Origin of the sequence: Streptococcus parasanguinis, from assembly GCF_032163505.1 — a bacterium.
Lineage (GTDB): Bacteria > Bacillota > Bacilli > Lactobacillales > Streptococcaceae > Streptococcus > Streptococcus parasanguinis_V.
Window position 1 is genome coordinate 1,161,844 of the sequence record NZ_CP134147.1, and the last position, 17,929, is coordinate 1,179,772.

At 43.0% G+C, this 17,929-nt stretch carries 19 protein-coding genes; 4 read left to right on the forward strand and 15 right to left on the reverse strand.

Annotated features, from left to right (window positions below; translation table 11 throughout):
• Position 1: 1 nt before the first annotated feature.
• Complete coding sequence (locus RIN70_RS05965; RefSeq protein ID WP_313790438.1) at positions 2 to 1,180, reverse strand: pyridoxal phosphate-dependent aminotransferase; 1,179 nt, start codon at positions 1,178 to 1,180, stop codon at positions 2 to 4.
• Between the two features lie 16 nt (positions 1,181 to 1,196).
• Entirely contained in the window at positions 1,197 to 1,610 is a 414-nt protein-coding gene (locus tag RIN70_RS05970) for a cell wall elongation regulator TseB-like domain-containing protein (protein ID WP_313790439.1), read from the reverse strand.
• 291 nt (positions 1,611 to 1,901) lie between these two features.
• On the opposite strand from RIN70_RS05970, the gene RIN70_RS05975 reads away from it, so the two are divergent.
• The gene (locus RIN70_RS05975) at positions 1,902 to 2,348 is read left to right on the forward strand and encodes a MarR family winged helix-turn-helix transcriptional regulator (RefSeq protein ID WP_003001765.1); all 447 of its coding nucleotides are present in this window, start codon (positions 1,902 to 1,904) and stop codon (positions 2,346 to 2,348) included.
• A 118-nt stretch (positions 2,349 to 2,466) separates the two neighbouring features.
• Here the strand turns inward: RIN70_RS05975 and yaaA are convergent, their stop codons facing one another.
• Entirely contained in the window at positions 2,467 to 3,192 is a 726-nt protein-coding gene (yaaA, locus tag RIN70_RS05980) for a peroxide stress protein YaaA (protein ID WP_313790441.1), read from the reverse strand.
• Positions 3,193 to 3,258: 66 nt separating this feature from the next.
• Here yaaA and RIN70_RS05985 point away from each other — a divergent pair, with 66 nt between their 5' ends.
• From RIN70_RS05985 to RIN70_RS05995, 3 genes are all read left to right on the forward strand, one after another.
• Positions 3,259 to 3,759: a DUF1836 domain-containing protein gene (locus tag RIN70_RS05985; RefSeq protein ID WP_313790442.1), complete on the forward strand. Its 501-nt coding sequence runs from the start codon at positions 3,259 to 3,261 to the stop codon at positions 3,757 to 3,759.
• Entirely contained in the window at positions 3,734 to 4,381 is a 648-nt protein-coding gene (gene trhA / locus RIN70_RS05990) for a PAQR family membrane homeostasis protein TrhA (protein ID WP_313790443.1), read from the forward strand. Before RIN70_RS05985 ends, trhA begins: the two co-directional genes overlap by 26 nt.
• A gap of 63 nt (positions 4,382 to 4,444) precedes the next feature.
• Positions 4,445 to 5,749 (forward strand): aminotransferase-like domain-containing protein, encoded by a 1,305-nt coding sequence (locus RIN70_RS05995; RefSeq protein WP_313790444.1) that lies wholly within the window; start codon positions 4,445 to 4,447, stop codon positions 5,747 to 5,749.
• Between the two features lie 18 nt (positions 5,750 to 5,767).
• Here the strand turns inward: RIN70_RS05995 and RIN70_RS06000 are convergent, their stop codons facing one another.
• From RIN70_RS06000 to deoC, 12 genes are all read right to left on the reverse strand, one after another.
• Positions 5,768 to 6,016: a hypothetical protein gene (locus tag RIN70_RS06000; protein ID WP_272144142.1), complete on the reverse strand. Its 249-nt coding sequence runs from the start codon at positions 6,014 to 6,016 to the stop codon at positions 5,768 to 5,770.
• A gap of 247 nt (positions 6,017 to 6,263) precedes the next feature.
• On the reverse strand, positions 6,264 to 8,018 hold the full coding sequence (locus tag RIN70_RS06005; protein WP_272144144.1) for an ABC transporter ATP-binding protein: 1,755 nt from the start codon (positions 8,016 to 8,018) through the stop codon (positions 6,264 to 6,266).
• On the reverse strand, positions 8,005 to 9,759 hold the full coding sequence (locus tag RIN70_RS06010; RefSeq protein WP_313790445.1) for an ABC transporter ATP-binding protein: 1,755 nt from the start codon (positions 9,757 to 9,759) through the stop codon (positions 8,005 to 8,007). The genes RIN70_RS06005 and RIN70_RS06010 overlap by 14 nt, the downstream gene beginning before the upstream one ends.
• A 1-nt stretch (position 9,760) precedes the next feature.
• The gene (locus RIN70_RS06015) at positions 9,761 to 10,426 is read right to left on the reverse strand and encodes an MmcQ/YjbR family DNA-binding protein (RefSeq protein WP_313790446.1); all 666 of its coding nucleotides are present in this window, start codon (positions 10,424 to 10,426) and stop codon (positions 9,761 to 9,763) included.
• Between the two features lie 103 nt (positions 10,427 to 10,529).
• Entirely contained in the window at positions 10,530 to 11,165 is a 636-nt protein-coding gene (locus tag RIN70_RS06020; RefSeq protein ID WP_313790447.1) for a copper homeostasis protein CutC, read from the reverse strand.
• Positions 11,166 to 11,186: 21 nt separating this feature from the next.
• Positions 11,187 to 11,789: a hypothetical protein gene (locus RIN70_RS06025; protein WP_070665322.1), complete on the reverse strand. Its 603-nt coding sequence runs from the start codon at positions 11,787 to 11,789 to the stop codon at positions 11,187 to 11,189.
• A 275-nt stretch (positions 11,790 to 12,064) separates the two neighbouring features.
• Positions 12,065 to 13,021 (reverse strand): ABC transporter permease, encoded by a 957-nt coding sequence (locus RIN70_RS06030; RefSeq protein ID WP_070662357.1) that lies wholly within the window; start codon positions 13,019 to 13,021, stop codon positions 12,065 to 12,067.
• Complete coding sequence (locus RIN70_RS06035) at positions 13,021 to 14,082, reverse strand: ABC transporter permease (protein WP_003007621.1); 1,062 nt, start codon at positions 14,080 to 14,082, stop codon at positions 13,021 to 13,023. Before RIN70_RS06035 ends, RIN70_RS06030 begins: the two co-directional genes overlap by 1 nt.
• Entirely contained in the window at positions 14,075 to 15,610 is a 1,536-nt protein-coding gene (locus RIN70_RS06040; protein ID WP_155199689.1) for an ABC transporter ATP-binding protein, read from the reverse strand. Before RIN70_RS06040 ends, RIN70_RS06035 begins: the two co-directional genes overlap by 8 nt.
• Positions 15,611 to 15,743: 133 nt before the next feature.
• A complete protein-coding gene (locus RIN70_RS06045; protein WP_049485439.1) occupies positions 15,744 to 16,805 on the reverse strand; it encodes a BMP family lipoprotein in 1,062 nt (353 codons plus the stop codon).
• Positions 16,806 to 16,880: 75 nt separating this feature from the next.
• Positions 16,881 to 17,270, reverse strand: a complete 390-nt coding sequence (locus RIN70_RS06050) for a cytidine deaminase (protein ID WP_070466087.1) — start codon at positions 17,268 to 17,270, stop codon at positions 16,881 to 16,883.
• Entirely contained in the window at positions 17,257 to 17,919 is a 663-nt protein-coding gene (gene deoC, locus RIN70_RS06055) for a deoxyribose-phosphate aldolase (RefSeq protein ID WP_254726786.1), read from the reverse strand. Before deoC ends, RIN70_RS06050 begins: the two co-directional genes overlap by 14 nt.
• Positions 17,920 to 17,929 lie beyond the last annotated feature (10 nt).

Sequence of the window (17,929 nt, forward strand, 5' to 3'; positions counted from 1 at the left end):
TTTATTTTTCCATAAAGGCCTTGAGGCGGCGAACAGCTTCTTTCAGGGTATCCAAATCTGTCGCATAAGACAAGCGAACATTTTCAGGGGCACCAAAGCCAGCTCCCGTTACTAAAGCAACCTCTGCTTCTTCTAAAATTGCTGTAGTAAATTCCGTCACATCTGTATACCCCTTCATCTCCATGGCCTTCTTGACATTTGGGAAAAGATAGAAGGCTCCTTGAGGTTTGATGGCTTCAAAACCAGGTACTTCATTCAACAAAGGATAAATAGTATTCAAGCGCTCTTCAAAAGCTTGGCGCATGATCTCAATAGAAGATTGATCTCCTGTGAGGGCTTCGATTGCGGCATATTGGGAAACGGTCGTTAAGTTGGAAGTTGTTTGGCTGATCACCTTGGCCATAGCTCCGATAATCTCAGGATCTCCTACAGCAAAACCAACCCGCCAACCAGTCATAGCATAGGTTTTAGAAACTCCGTTAATCACGATAGTTTGCTTGCGAATCGCTTCTGATAAGCTAGAAATTGGCGTAAAGGTGTTGCCATTATAGACCAATCGACCATAGATATCGTCTGCCAAAATCAAGATATCATGCTCGACAGCCCAGTTTCCGATTGCTTCGAGTTCTTCTTTACTGTAGATCATCCCTGTTGGATTGGATGGCGAATTCAGCAAGACAACCTTGGTCTTGTCTGTCCGTGCTGCTTCCAGTTGCTCTACCGTTGCCTTGAAGTGATTTTCTTCTGTTGTTTGGAAAGTAACAGGTGTGCCTTCTACCATCTTAATCTGGTCTACATAAGAAACCCAGCATGGGGTTGGAATAATGACTTCATCTCCTGGATTGATGACAGAAGTAAAGAAGGCATAGAGGATAAACTTAGCACCAGTACCGACCACAACCTCATTTCGGTTCACTGCATAGCCATAAAACTCTTTCATATAGTCGCTAATGGCATCCTTCAATTCTGGAAGTCCAGATGCGACCGTATAAAAGCTAGCGCGACCATCCTCAATGGATGCGACTGCTGCTTCTTGAATATTTTTTGGAGTCGCAAAGTCAGGTTGACCCAGGGTCAAACTTAAGATATCACGACCTTCTGCCGCCAAAGCTTTGGCACGCGCATTTGCAGCCAAGGTCACACTTTCTTCCATTTCCAAAACACGATTTGATAATTTCATATTTCCTCCTCAAATCTTAAAAAACACCGGTGACTTTCCCAGTCTTGAAATCCACCACATAATAAGAGCTCCCAGCCTTGACTTCCCAGATCGGTTTGCCTTTAAAGCGTCCAAAAGTGACACGATCAATCGTGTCCTGACTCTTTTCTTTGACGACGGAAGCTGCCTCTTTGGAACTAACTCCTTCTTTCAAAGGGTAGGTATAGACTGCATCATCCGCCTGCGCCACCAAAACCGCTAGATCTTGCCCCTCTTGGTCCTTGCCAATGAAGGAAAGATACGCTTCTTTGCCATGAAAGAAACTTTCCGTCTCAATGGTCGCAATCGAAGAGTGAGACAGAGCTATTTTTCTTGCTTGCGCCATTTGATCCTGCAAGCGATCTGAAGTTTTTTCAGCAAGAAATAGCCAAGAAAAAAGGACCGTCAACACTAAGATACAGATTCCTATTATATGTTGCCATATGATAAAAAGATTATTTTTCTGTTTCACTCCCTCATTATACACCAAAGCCACCTAGAATTCTATAGATTTTCAAGAAAGAATTGTTACTAATATTTCATACCTGTTACAATGTTTTAGTATAAAATTGTTTGATAAACAAAGTAAAATTAACACCTTTGCTATCATTTGTTCATAGTTTAATAAATTTGTCACAATTTTGTAACTAATTTGAAAATAAAATTAAACGACAGAAATACTATTTATTGATAAAATATAGATATGGAAAATTTAAAGAGATTATTCAAAGAAGCAAACGTAGATTTAAAAACCATGATCGTCTTCCACAAGGCAGAACGATTGATCCGTGCGTCTGAGGCTCATATCTTTAAAAAGCACCAGTTGACACCAACTCAATTCTCTGTACTTGAAACCTTGTACAGCAAAGGCGATCTTCGCATTCAAGATCTGATTGATAGCATTCTTGCGACCTCTGGAAATATGACTGTGGTTATTCGCAATATGGTCCGTGATGGTTGGATTACACGCGAAACCGATCCAGAAGACCGCCGTGCTTATCTTGTATCTATTACAGATGCCGGTCGTAAAAAGATCGAAGAAGCTCTTCCAGATCATATCAAAAATATTCAACGCTTGATGCAAGTCTTTAATAGCGGCGAGCAAGCTGAGTTGACAGAACTCTTGAAGAAATTCAAACATATCGCCTAAGCCTACTGCTCAAGACGATTCTGACTCCAAAATCCTCTATTTTGGAGTTTTCATCGTACATTCTCTTTATCTAACAGATCAAAAAAATATTCCTGACGCTTCTCAGGAATATTTTTATTTATTCTTTCACAAAGACCCATTCTTTCTCTTGCGATAAGTCCTCACGATAAGAGAAACCTGCTACTTCTAATGATTTCAGATTTTCTAGGTGGGTGATTTCTTCCTTCATCATAGCTGTCACCATGGCCCCACGTGCTTTCTTTGAAATCGTTGAGTGAATCTTTAGTGTCCCACCACGATTCTCCATGAATTTGATCCGAATCATTCGCTCACGAATAGCTTTTGAGAAGACCTGTTCAAACTCAGAGGACAAGAGAGATAAGATCTGTTCTTCACCCTCTACTGCCTGATCATAGTCCTCTTTCCAAAGTGCCTTTAGAGATTTTCCAGCTGGTTTTAGCTTCATCATAAAATCCAAGCGATGGGGAGCAATCCCTTCATAGGCAGGTAGTACACCGTATAAAGCAGTCGTGATCAACAAATGCTCTTGCAGATAAGCCTGCTCTTTTTCGGATAAGTCTTGACGCTCGATACTACGATACATAAGGCCATCAAACAGTTCCAAAGCAGGATAGGTTTTAGCACTCCCAGCTAACAGAGCCTCAATTCTTTCCTTTTCTACTAGGGCTCTTTCCTCTGAGATACCGTAAAAGGAAGCTAATTCTTCTAGGGAGAATGCCTTCAAAGCTTGGAGGATGGTTTTTGTCTTCTCTGACAAGGGTTGGGGCTCGACGATACGAGCCTGTTCGTTCAGTTCTTTGGCGGATGGAATTAATAGTTTCATAGGTCTATTGTACCATATTTTTCAAATTTTCTTGACAGGAGTTTTTATTAATGTTATTATCTAGTTATGAAAACTAGATTAAAGAAAGGTGAAGATTTAGTGTCCACTTTTTCCTATCCAACGTGGGAGCAACTGCCTGAGCTAGACCTCTATCTCGATCAGGTCCTACTTTATGTCAATAAAACCTGTGCACCTGTTCTCTCTTCTTCAGACAAGGGCTTGACGGCTGCCATGATCAACAATTACGTAAAACATGGCTATGTCGAAAAACCAGATAAGAAGAAATACCAGCGTAGACAGGTGGCTCGCTTGATCGCTATTAAAACCTTAAAAACGGTCTTTTCTATTCAGGAGATCGCTTCTACCTTAAATTTCTTGCAGGACCAGGCGAGTTCAGATCTTCTCTATAATAGCTTTGTCGCTTATCTCAATGAGCAAAAAGAGCCGATCGCTCCCATCATTCGCTCTGCCTGTCAGACAGTTCAACTTTATCTTGAAACCCTTTCTTATATTCAACCAGCAACAACGGAGGAAGAAACTGATGAATTACACCATGAAACTAAGTAAAAAATTATCCTTTGGAGAAGAGATCGCCAATAGCGTAACCCATGCTGTTGGCGCCCTCCTCATGTTGATCCTGCTTCCGATTTCAGCAGTCTATAGCTTTGAGCAACACGGTCTTCTCAGTGCTTTTGGGACTTCTATCTTTGTGATCAGTCTCTTTTTGATGTTTCTGTCTTCGACCGTCTACCATGCTATGTCTTACGATTCACCTCAAAAGTATGTGCTTCGTATTATCGACCATTCCATGATCTACATTGCGATCGCAGGTAGTTACACACCAGTCGTCCTTACCTTGATGAACAACTGGATGGGCTACAGCATTATCTTGATCCAATGGGGGACCACCATCTTTGGTATTCTTTACAAAATCTTTGCCAAAAAAGTCAATGAAAAGTTCAGTCTCGCTCTTTACTTGATCATGGGCTGGTTGGTCATCTTTATTATTCCCCAAATCGTTAGCCAAACCAATCCGATCTTCTGGGGGCTCATGCTCATGGGCGGCCTGTGCTACACGGTTGGAGCTGGCTTTTATGCTAAGAAAAAACCATACTTCCACATGATTTGGCACCTCTTCATCCTGGCAGCTTCTTCTCTTCAGTATTTAGCCATCGTTTACTTTATGTAATACGCTCACCACTCTTATGAGTGGTTTTTTTGTGATTTTTTCTGTACAATAGAAAAAAACTGTATGGGGACAGTCAGGATGAAGACGAGCAAATACCAAAAAATTATTCATGTTCTAAAAAAAGCCATTCAAGATGGAGAACTGGAAACTGGACAGAAAATTCCTTCTGTTCGTCAGTTAGCCAGTCAATTTTCTTGTAGTAAGGACACGGTGCAACGGGCCTTGCTGGACTTGACTTACCAGCACTTCCTCTATGCTAAGCCTCAAAGTGGCTACTATGTTTTGGAGCAAGAACCTAATCGACATGAAGATCTTCCACTAAAATTAGAGAAAGACCGCAACCAGGCTTTCGAGGACTTCCGGACCTGTATCAATGAAACCTTGATTGGACGGGAGAATTATCTCTTTAATAACTTTTCGGATCAAGCAGGCTTACTCGAAGTACGCCAATCAATTCAAGGCTTATTAAAGGAAGAAGGTATTTATACGACTGCAGATCAGATTGTTTTGACTGCTGGTACCCAGCAGGCGCTCAATATCCTCAGCCAGATTGACTTTCCCAATAAAAAATCTCAGATCTTGATCGAGCAACCGACTTATCATCGGATGAATCAACTCTTAGATTCGCAGCAACTTTCCTACCGTACCATTCAACGTAATTTAACGGGGATTGATCTCGAGGAACTTGAAGAGATTTTCAAAAGTGGCCATATCAAATTCTTCTACACGATCCCCCGTTTTCACTATCCGCTCGGTCATAGCTATTCGACCAAGCAGAAAGAAGCGATCTTGCAACTAGCTGACCAATATGATGTCTACCTTGTTGAGGACGACTACCTTGGAGATCTTGATGGCAGCAATGCCCCTTCTTTTCATTATTTGGATCAAAAGGACCGGGTCATCTATATCAAATCTTTTTCGACCAATCTCTTTTCTGCTCTTCGCATCACTTCCATGATCCTTCCCCAAGACCTTCTTAAGCCGGTCTTGACCTATAAGACAATTCTGGACTATGATAGCAATCTAATCATGCAAAAGGCCTTGAGTCTCTACATTGATAACGGTATGTATCTGACCAATAAAAAGCGACTTCTAGCCAGAAAAAAAGAGGAAGAAGAAAGATTGAAGACCTTGATGGATCAGTCTTCTCTTCTCCCTCATCTGACCCTGACCCACGATGGGATCCTTCTAGAACTCAGCCAAGTTCAATCCCTTGCTGCCTTAAAACACAGTGGACTCCCGCTTGATTTCTTTGAAGCAGCCTACATCGCTTCTTGTCCTTATCAACTCGCTAAGATCAAATCTGCAGATGTGGCCAATGTTCTACCAAAACTTACAACTTTTTTTGAAAGAGAAACCCTCGTATAAACTATACGAGGGTCTTTCTTATTTCTTTAATTGCTCATAAAGAAGTTTGGCATTTTGAAGACCGATTCGATAATCGAGACGAATCAGGCGAATCGCTTCCATCTCTGGTTCTTTGAGGTACTTCTCTCTTTGTTCCTTAGAAATACTACCTGATTTTAGAAGATAGTGGGTGAATTGATTTCTGACTTTATTGAGCTCAACTTGAAGAGTGAAATAGAGTCCAAATAAGACAATCACAACTCCCATCAGGATCAGATCGTTTGACATGGTGTATGCTCCCTTTTTCAGTTCTTTTCTATATTTTACAGCTTTCAAGATAGAAAAACAAGAGGCTGGGACAAAAGTCCTAGCCTTTCAATTGTTTTTGGATTGTCGAGCAAGACGCAGTGGTTGAGTGGGCTCTACTACGCTGATTTCATCAGCTTTTACAGCCCTACTCAACTGTGCGGAGGTGGGACGACGAAATCGAATTCTAACGAATTACCGATTTCTGTCCCACTCTCCTTGTTTGTCCTTATTTCATCATACCGGCCTGGAGGTCATACATTTTCTTATACGTTCCTCCTAGAGCAATGAGTTGATCGTGATTGCCCGATTCGATGATTTTTCCTTTATCGAGAACATAGATGCAATCGGCATCTTGGATGGTAGAAAGGCGATGGGCAATGGCAATGGTTGTCCGCCCTTGGCGCATCTTCTTCAGAGAATTTTGGATCATCTCTTCCGTCTCTTGGTCGATATTGGCAGTGGCCTCATCCAAAATGAGGATCTTAGGCTGGGCAGCAATGGTCCGGGCAAAAGCCAGAAGCTGACGCTGACCAGTCGATAAGGTAGAACCCCGCTCTGTTACCGGATGATCATAGCCACCAGGTAGACTCTCAATAAAGTCTGCTACATCCACAAATGCAGCTGCTTGTCGGATTTCCTCATCTGTCAGTTCTTCATGATACATTCGGATATTAGAAGCAATGGTTCCATGATAGAGGAAGGGTTCCTGCAACACTAGACCAATGGACTTGCGCAAGGCTTCCTGGCTGTAGTCCTTGATATCCTGTCCATCAATCAAGATCTGGCCACGATCAAATTCATAAAAGCGCATGAAGAGATTGATAATAGAGGATTTACCAGAACCAGTATGGCCAACAAAAGCGATGGTTTGTCCGTTTTTGACCTCAAAGGAGATCTCTTTTAGGACATCCCGTTTGCCATCATAAGAAAAAGATACATGCTCAAAACGAATATCCCCCCGCTCAATTTCTTTCAGGCTACCAGCTTGCTTGGGCTCATAGTCGTCTCGATCCATCATTTCAAAGACACGACCTGCAGAAATGGTTGAGGTCTGCAAGGTAGCAAAGTTCTGCGTAACATCAATCAAGGGTTGGAAAAGCTGGCTAACATACTGGATAAAGGCATAGATAAGACCGGCTGTAAAGCCAGAGTTACGCCAATTTAAGCCGAAAAAGGTTAGAATAACCGCATAAGCCAGGACCTGTAACAGGGTCATAGCTGGCCTCAAAAAGAGGGAATTGACATCTACAGATCGGTTGGCATAGTCCAAATGTTCCCCATTAATCTGTTCGAATTCATCCGTCAAGCGCTTTTCTTGACGAAAGGCCTGCACGATCCGCATTCCTTCAATGGATTCCGATAATTTCACATTGATATCTGATAATTTTTGTCGGGTCATCTTGACCAAGCGATTGGATAACTTGCGATAGAGACGGATGGAAAACCAAATGATGGGAAGAAAAGGCAGGATCCAAATGGTCAAATGCCAGTCCAAGCTAAACATGGTTACCAGGGTGACTAGAAAGAGTAAAAAGGATGAAACCAGGCTTGAAAAGACCGTAGAAAACATATCTGCGACTGCCTGGGTATCATTGGTCACTCGAGAAACAATCGAACCTGCTGCTGTCTGGTCATAAAAGGACATACCCAGCCTTTGAAGATTTTGGAAAATATCTAGACGAATGTCTCTTACGATAGAATTGGATACACGCGCAAAGGTTAACTGACTCAGATAAGTTGCCAGCACGCGCCCAATGAATAACCCATAGTAGAGAATCAAAAACTGAAAAGCTGTCAGAACTGGTGAGCCTGCTTCTGTTGGATCCACTAGGTGGTCAATATACCAGCGAGCTGCAAGAGGGATCGCCGTCAATAACAGACTAGTTAGAAAGGTAAAGGCTAAGGCTAGGGCTGTTAACCATTTATAACACCACATGTAAGTCAAGAGCCGCTTCATAACATGAGCTTCAGATGTTTTCATTCAGCTTTCCCTCCATTTCTTCTGATAATTGTTGGGCTTGGTAGGTTTCATAGTACCAACCTTTTTGAGCCATTAATTCCTCGTGATTTCCTCGCTCCTTGATCTGTCCATTCTCCATTACTAGAATCAAATCCGCATGAACGATCGCTGATAGGCGGTGGGCTGTTATAATCGTTGTTTTCCCCTTGCGTTCCTGCTTCATATTTTCAATGATTTGGTGCTCCGTTTTAGCATCTACTGCAGACAAGGAATCATCCAGAATCAAGATCTCAGGATTCATGACCAAAGCACGACTCATGGCAATTCGTTGCTTTTGCCCGCCAGAAAGAGAGACTCCTCTCTCTCCCAGCACTGTCTCCATCTGGTCTGGCATGGCCAGAATATCCTCATAGACCCCACAAGTTCTCAGAGCCTTTATCACCTCTTCTTCCTGGATCCGTGGATCTGAAAAAGCGACATTCTCGCGAATGGTCATGGCAAAGAGGATCTGATCTTGAGGGACGTAGCCGATCAAGCTTCGAAGATCTTCTAAACGATAGTCTTTGATAGAGATTCCATTGAGCAAGATATCTCCCTGCTCCAAGTCATGCTCTCTAAGCAAGAGACGCAACAAGGTGGTCTTTCCAGATCCAGTTGGTCCTACAATTCCAAGGGTTTGCCCTTTTTCTAAATGAAAGGCAACCTTTTCAAGGACAGGCTCTTTCTCATAGGCGAATTCTTCAATGTCATATTCCAGATCGCCGTTTTGGATTTCTCTGACTGGTTGACTCGGATCTTGAATATCCGGTGTTTCTGCTAAAAGTGTCTCAATCCGATCATAGGAGACGCTAGCCCGCTGACTAATATTAAACAAGAAGCCCATGGCTTGAAGGGGCCAGACGAGCATATTGAGATAGGTAATAAAGGTTACAATTTGTCCAACCGTCAGGCTCCCTTCCTGAACAAATAGCCCCCCGAAGTAGAGCGTCAAAACATAGGAGAGACCTACAAAAAGAAGAGTGGTCGGATCAAACAAAGCATTGTAACCGGCGGAAGTCATATTTTTTCGAAAGACCATTTGATTGGTTTTTTCAAAAGCCTGAATCTCATCTGCCTGAAAGCCAAAGGATTTGGTCACCTTGACTCCTGATACTGATTCCTGAACAAAGTTGTTCAGCTCTGAGAAGCCTTCTTGGGCCTCTTTGAAGGCTTTGTGGTTTTTGCGGCCAATAGCTGAAGTCACTACCACCATAACCGGTAGGGGCAAAATAGCCAAGAGGGTTAAGCGCCAATCAATCATGAAAAACATGCTGACTAGAGTCACCAAGGCCGTCACGGAAGCATCCACTGCAGACATAACGCCGCCACCAGCAAACATGGTTACCGCATTGATATCATTAGTAGCATGGGCCATGAGATTCCCTGTCCGATAACGCTGATAAAAAGACGGAGACATGAGCGTAAATTGCTTAAACAAACGGTAACGCAAGATCCGAGCCAACTTATTAGCCGTCCCAAAAATATAGCGTCTCCAGACAAAACGAAGACCATACATGGCTAGAGCTGCGAGGACCAAAAGGGCGATATCCACAACTAACTGCCCCAGTGTCAGCCTTCTTTTATCGATCAAATCGATCACAAGTCCCATGATTCTTGGAGGAATGAGGTTTAAAAAACTAACCAAGATCAAGGACCCTATCCCGATCAAGTATCGCTTCTTCTCTAAATTAAAAAACCAAGATAATTTCCTCAACAGATTCATCTTATTTCCCCTTTTTGGTGAGTTGCCAGCTACTATCCACCAGAGCAAACAAGTCCTCATCAGCAATTGTTCCATCTAAGGGGATACTCACCCAATATTTTTTATTCATATGAAAAGCTGGATAAATCCCTTTCTGCTGGATGAAATGGGCTACTTGATCAGACTTAACATTCAAAACTTCTATTTTCCCAGACTTGCCAGCATCCAGTTTTTTCCAATCAATGGTCATAAAGACACCATACCACTTGAGGGTGTCTCGGTGGCGAATAGCGCCGGATTCCGGAGATCTTTCCCACAAATACTCAATCGTTCCCTGATAGTGCAGGGAGATATAGGCCATGAGACGCTTGGCTTGAGGATAGAGAAATTCTTCTACCTCAAAACAAGCTTGGCGGATACTTGCAAGACTTTCCTGACAAGCTTCTCTGACTTGGCCAACGAAATTTCCTTGTAGCTGTTCCAGATGGATCTGGATATACTCGTCCCCTGTATCCTGATCATAGACCTGAAAAGAAATCTTCCGGTCGCAGACCTGGACATTTAAGAGAAAAGTGTCCGATAAGACGGGACACTGGTACTCATAGCCTGCCCCTTTCTTCTCAAATCCGTAAGCCAATCCCTTTTCTGGCTGAAAGGTGTACCGGTCAAAATAATGCTCTAAAAACATTTCCTCTCCCTTATTCATTTTTACACTAGAAGAGGCTGGAAACAACGTCCCCAACCTTGATAACGGATCTTCAAAACTACTTCAAGCAGTGATCGTTTCTTTTTTAAAACACGATGCGCGTGCCATGCAGTTGACAAACGCCCAATTGCTCCAAAAAGAGCTGACGATTGTCAAGGGTCAAACCTCCACCTGGCAGGATCTGAATCTTTCCCTTAGCCGCATCTAATAAACGATGATAGTGGGCAAAACGTTGCTCTAGTGGGTCACCTGGACTTCCGGCTCGTGTTAAAATGCGGGCTACACCCTGATCAGAAAGCCACTCAATCGCTTCTAGCTGATCTGTATGAGCTAACTCATCAAAGGCCATATGAAAGACAACCTCTGCCTCTCCACAGGCTGCTAGTAAAAGCTGCATGATCCTCTGGTCCAACTTTCGATCGCTCGTCAGCGCTCCCAGCACAAAACAAGTAACCCCTATTTCTTTCGCAGCACGAATATCCGTCAGCATAGCTTCGACTTCCAGATCAGTATAGACAAAATCGCCACCTCGGGGTCGGATAATGACACATAGATCCACGGACTTCTCTCTTGTCAGTTTGATTGCTTCATTGATCACACCTATACTAGGTGTGGTCCCTCCTACTGCCAGGTTATCGCACAGTTCAATGCGACCTGCCCCAGCAGCAATCGCCTTATCAATATAAGTTAAATTCTCTGCACAAAATTCAAAGACAAGCATGACAACTCCAATTACAAAGACTTAAAACAAGGATATACTAACGGTTACCTTAGCATTGCCATTTTCCACTCTCGCTTTTGAGATGCTATAGCCTGCTTGAGGGATATCAAGGGTGATTTGATCACCATTCACTGTGAAGCCGCCTCCATTTTGATTGGATTGATCCTTCAAATAGTTGAGAACCAAGAATTTTGGAATGGGCATTTTCCCTAATTTAGCACCGGTCACGGTCAAATTCATGACATTGTTTTCAACTTGACCGGTCATGGTTAAATCTAGATAGCTATCGATTGGCCCTAATGATACAGGAACTTTGACATGAAGGTCATTGCCATCCATTCCTAATGCCATCTTTTGATAGTCAGAATTGTCAAGGGCGGATCCAGCACTTGTTTTTACGACCTGACTCAATTGCACTGAATTGAGACTTAGCTCAGTTGAGAGCCCTTCCGTGCTCACAGAGGCGTTTGAAACAGCATTTTGAGCCAACTCAATCAAAGAACTCCCTGCCTGCACATTTCTCAGTTGCTCCCCTTCAGGGATAGATCCAGGAACCAACAAGATCACTAATAACATAAATAAAACGATCACCATGCCAATTAGGCGTCTCATCCACTTAAACATCTGCTCCTCCAATACGTGAAAAGTTGTATTCTTATTGTACCCTAAATCTAAAGAAATTGCGACTAAGAGGGGCCTTTAGAAAGCAAAAGAGAGCGTGGGACAGAAATCGGTAATTCGTTAGAATTCGATTTCGTCGTCCCACCTCCGCACAGTTGAGTAGGGCTGTAAAAGCTGATGAAATCAGCGTAGTAGAGCCCACTCAACCACTGCGTCTTACTCGACAATCCAAAAACAATTGAGAGGCTAGGACTTTTGTCCCAACCTCTCTCTGTGCATTATTTCGATTTAATATAGTTAACACCATCTGCTTTTGGCGCAACTGCTTGTCCAAAGAAGGCTGCCAAGACAACCATGGTCAAAACGTAAGGCGCAATTTGCAAGTAGATGGATGGGATCCCTTTAAGCAAAGGCAATTGATTCCCGATAACAGCCAAACTTTGAGAAGCTCCAAAGAAGAGACTAGCAAGCATGGCCCCGATTGGGTTCCATTTCCCGAAAATCATAGCCGCAAGGGCGATAAATCCAGGACCTACAATAGTCGTCACCGCGAAGTTAACAGAAACTGACTGAGCGTAAATGGCTCCTCCGATTCCTGCTAGGGCACCAGAGATCATCACTCCTAAGTATCGCATTCTATATACATTGATTCCCAATGTATCTGCTGCTTGTGGGTGTTCACCAACTGAACGAAGACGCAATCCAAATTTCGTCTTGAACATGATAAACCAAGCAAAGAATGAAAAGAGAATCGCAACCCAACCAATGATGCTGGCATTGTTGAAGAAAATATCTCCAATGACCGGAATTTTAGATAAGACCGGAATCGATGTTTTTCCAAAGGCAACTTTGATATTATCAGTTTGCCCCTTGTTGTACATTGCTTTGACAAGGAAGACCGCCAATGGTGGTGCCATCAAGTTCAATACCGTACCTGAGACGATATGGTCAGCACGGAAATGAATGGTTGCCACCGCGTGGATCAAGGAGAAGAGTACTCCAATCCCTGCAGCAACGATCAAGGACAACCATGGTGTTAAACTTCCTAACGTAGGCTCAAAAGTCAAGTTAAAGATAATACCTGAGAAGGCTCCCATAACCATGATTCCTTCCAGACCAACGTTAACAACCCCAGCGTGTTCTGAGTATGCTCCTCCGATACTTGTGAAGATCAGCGGCGCTGCATACACAATCATAGAGGAAACAAGAATACTTAAAATCGTTACAATACTCATTAGTTTGCTCCTCCTTTTTTAGCTGAACGCATCGAGATCATCTTTTCAATAATGTAGTGGGCACATACGAAGAAGATAATAGATGCTGTCACAATTTGAACGACTTCTTCAGGGATTGCAGCTGGTTTCATACCAACTCCCCCAATTTGAAGTGCACCAAACAAGAAGGCAGCAAATGGAATACCAATTGGTGAATTCATCGCAAGAAGGGCTACGGCCATTCCGTTAAATCCAACACTCATCGAGCTGGTTTGAACGTAGACATTTGAGTAAATCCCCAGACCTTCTGCTACCCCACCGATACCAGCAAGAGCACCAGAAATGATCATAGAAAGGATAATGGTCCGTTTTGCAGACATCCCAGCGTATTCTGCCGCATTCGCATTGAGACCAACGGCACGGATTTCAAAACCAAGTGTTGTTTTCTTCATCAAGAACCAGATGACCACCACTGCGATGATGGCAAAGAAGATCCCGATGTTCATTTGTGATTTGTCTGTCAAATTACGCAACCACTCCGTTTGGTAGACAGCGTTGGCTCCCACATCAATGGTTGAGTCCTTGTTTTTCATCAAGGAAGCTGGGAAGCTATGAATCAAGGCATTCCCACCATAGAGAACAATGTAGTTCATCATAATGGTGATAATGACCTCACTGGTTCCGAGATAGGCACGAAGGAAACCAGGAATCGCTCCAATAAATCCACCTGCAATAGCCGCAATCAAAACGGTCATCGGAATCATCAGTAAGCGAGGCATATTTGGGAAGGAGAGGGCAAACCAAGTCGCCATGATCCATCCTGCAAAAGCCTGACCAGGAAGTCCAACGTTAAAGAAGCCGGCCCGGCTAGCTACTGAAAATCCAAGAGCAACCAAAATCAGTGGCCCCATGGCACGGGAAATATTTCCCCAACTCTTAATCGAACCAAAGGCTTTTTTAAACAGCAATTCATATCCCCAAAGGGCATCATAGCTGAAGGCCCACATAATAATGGCACCCAAGACCAATCCTAAAAGGACAGACACCAATGGAACGGCAATTTGTTTTAAATTCTTATTCATTTGATGCTCCCTCCTTTACTTGGCCTCCTGCCATGAGGATTCCAAGTTCTTGCTTATTCGTTGTTTCAGGGGTTACGATCCCTTGGATCTTCCCATCATGAATAACCGCAATACGGTCAGAAACATTCAAAATTTCATCTAATTCAAAGCTGACAACCAGAACGGCTTTTCCATTATCCCGTTCTTGGATCAAACGTTTGTGGATATATTCAATCGCTCCAACGTCCAATCCACGAGTTGGCTGGCTGACGATTAAGAGATCTGGATCGCGATCGATTTCGCGAGCGATAATAGCTTTTTGCTGGTTCCCTCCAGAGAGAGCCTTAGCAGGTACCACTTCACTGGCTGCACGAACGTCAAACTCTTCCATCAACTTCTTGGCATAAGAGGTAATATTTGGATAATTCAAAATACCATTCTTGCTAAGAGGTTCTTTATAGTAGGTTTGAAGGGCAATGTTTTCAGAGATCATCATATCAAGGACTAATCCATCACGATGACGGTCTTCAGGGACGTGCCCTACCTTCATTTCTGTGATTTGACGTGGGCGAAGTCCTACAACTTCCTTGCCTTTAATCTTGATTGAACCGGATTTTACCTTCCGTAGTCCTGTAATGGCTTGGATCAACTCAGACTGACCATTTCCGTCAATCCCTGCAATCCCGACGACCTCACCAGCACGAAGTTCCAGTGAAAGTTTCTTAACAGCTGGGACACCCCGGTTTTCGTTTACAACCAAGTTTTCGATCGACAAGACGACTTCTTTCGGTTGAGAAGGACCTTTCTCCGTTTTAAAGGAAACAGAACGACCGACCATCATTTCGGCCAAGTCTTGGTTGGTAGCTCCACCAATCTCGACTGTCTCAATTGATTTCCCACGACGGATAACCGTTACCCGGTCTGAAACAGCACGAATTTCATCCAACTTGTGCGTAATCAAGATAATGGATTTTCCTTCATTTGCCAAGTTCTTCATGATTGTCATCAATTCTTCGATTTCAGCTGGTGTCAACACCGCAGTTGGTTCATCGAAGATTAGGATGTCGGCTCCACGATAAAGCGTCTTTAAAATTTCCACACGTTGCTGCGCACCGACGGAAATATCCTCAACTTTAGCATTTGGATCCACTGCTAAGCCATATTTTTTAGACAAATCAAGGATATCTTGACTGGCTTTCTTAAGATCCAAAATACCATGTTTAGTGGTTTCAGACCCAAGGATAATATTTTCAGCAACAGTGAAGGCTTCAACCAACATAAAGTGTTGGTGCACCATTCCAATTCCTAAAGAGGCTGCTTTTGAAGGTGAGTCTAAGTTAACAGTTTTTCCATTTACCACGATGTCTCCGCTAGTTGGTTCCAACAAACCAGCCAGCATATTCATCAGGGTAGATTTCCCTGCACCATTTTCTCCAAGAAGTGCATGGATTTCACCTTTGCGCAACTGAAGATTAATCTTGTCATTTGCTACAAAGTCACCAAATTTTTTGGTAATCTCACGCATTTCGATGACATATTCATGTGTCATGGGGTGTTTCCTTTCAAATCTATTTTTATTTCAATAAAATCTACTAGGGTTGCTAATAGATTTTACTGAGACAAAAATGTCTCAATTTATTAAAAGGAACGGCCCTTGAAGGTCGGGCCGATCCAATCAAATATTATTTTTCAGGAACTTTAAGAGACCCGTCAAGGATTTTAGCTTTAGCGTCTTCTACAGCTTTTTTAGCATCTGCAGAAAGGTTGTCAGTTGTCAAATCAACTCCACCATCTTTCAAGCTATAAGTAATCACTTTACCGCCAGGGAATTTACCGTCAGCAGTTTTCTTAGCCAAGTCTTTTACAGATTCTCCGACTTTCTTCAAGCTTGAAGCCAATACAAAGTTAGATTTTTTACCATCTTTAGAAGTGTATTCACCTTCAGCTTTTTGGTCACGGTCAACACCAAGAACCCAAACTTTTTCGTCTTCATTTTTCTTCTCGTTCAAGTCTTTAGCTTCAGAGAAGACACCTGCACCAGTACCACCAGCTACTTGGTAGATAACGTCTGCACCTGCAGCGTATTGTGCAGCGGCAATTGTTTTACCTTTCGCAGAGTCACCGAATGAACCAGCGTAGTCTACTTGAACTTTGATAGATGGGTCAACAGATTTAACACCAGCTTCAAATCCAGCGCGGAAACGAGTGATAACTTCACTTTCCATACCACCTACAAAACCAACTTGTTTAGTTTTTGTAGTTTTCGCAGCAGCAATACCAGCAAGGTAACCAGCTTCGTTATCGGCATAAACAGCAGATGCTACGTTCTTTTGTCCTTCAATACGGTCATCGATGATGACATAGTTCACATCTTCGTTGTCTTTTGCAGCTTTTTTAACAGAGTCGCTCAAGGCAAAACCAACACCAAAGATCAATTTGTAGTCGTTAGAAACAGCTTCATCAAGGTTTGTCGCATATTGAGATTCATCTGTTGATTGGAAGTAGTCAAATCCGTTCCCTTTAGAAAGACCGTTTTCTTTACCCCAAGCTTGCAAACCTTCCCAAGCAGATTGGTTGAATGATTTGTCATCCACACCACCAGTATCGGTAATGATAGCAGCTTTCAAATCTGTTTTAGATTCTGAGTTTGCGCTATCTTTTTTAGACGCACGATTTCCACATGCTGCAAGTCCGATAGCAGCGACAGTTACTAGACCAAGGCCTAGCCATTGTTTCTTGTTCATTACTGAACCTCCTAAATTATTGTGCAACATTGTTGCGAAGTATTGAAAGGGTCAAAAGACCGCCTCACAGACCTATTAAGTCAGGTCTGTAAAGGAATATGGAAGTAATTCCTTGACCGTCATCACGACCGTCGATTTATCTTTAGATACTAAGGTTACAGGAAGGTCTGGTTCAAAAAATTCAGCCATGACCTGGCGACAAGCACCACATGGAGAGATGGGCTTTTCTGTTTGCCCGTAGATAATAAGCTCTTTGAAATCGCGAGCTCCTTCAGAAACAGCTTTAAAAATGGCTGTCCGTTCTCCACAGTTGGTTAATCCAAAACTGGCATTTTCGATATTGACACCTGTATAGATTTCTCCATCCTTCGTTAGCAGTACAGCTCCAATTGGGAAATGAGAGTAAGGCACATAGGCTTGTTTACTCACTTCAACTGCTAAGTCAATCAACTCAGTAGTCGCCATGAGCCACCTTTCCTTCCATGATGGCTACACCAGAAGAAGTCCCGATACGGGTCGCACCAGCTTCGATAAAAGCAAGAGCATCTTCATAAGAGCGAGCACCACCAGAAGCTTTGACACCCATGTCGGGTCCAACAGTTTGACGCATTAAGGCCACATCTTCTACCGTTGCTCCTCCAGTTGAAAAGCCAGTTGAAGTCTTCACAAAGTCTGCGCCAGCTGACTTAGCAATTTGGCAAGCAACGATCTTTTCATCATCTGTTAAAAGACAAGTCTCAATGATGACTTTGACCAGCTTATCACCGCTTGCTTCGACTACAGCTTGGATATCTTCCTCAACTAGTGCTAAATTCTTAGACTTAAGAGCCCCGATATTAATGACCATGTCAATCTCATCGGCACCGTTTTGAATCGCATTTTTTGTTTCACACGCTTTGACAAATGGTGTATTTGCTCCTAAAGGAAAACCAATGACGGTACAAACTTTAACGTCTGAATCGCGCAAACCCTCAGTCGCAAAATTCACCCATGTCGGGTTCACACAGACACTCGCAAAATCATAAGCCTTGGCTTCTTCGATCAGCTTTTCGATCTGTTCTTGTTGCGCATCTGGTTTTAAAAGAGTGTGATCGATATATTTATTTAACTTCATACAATCTCCT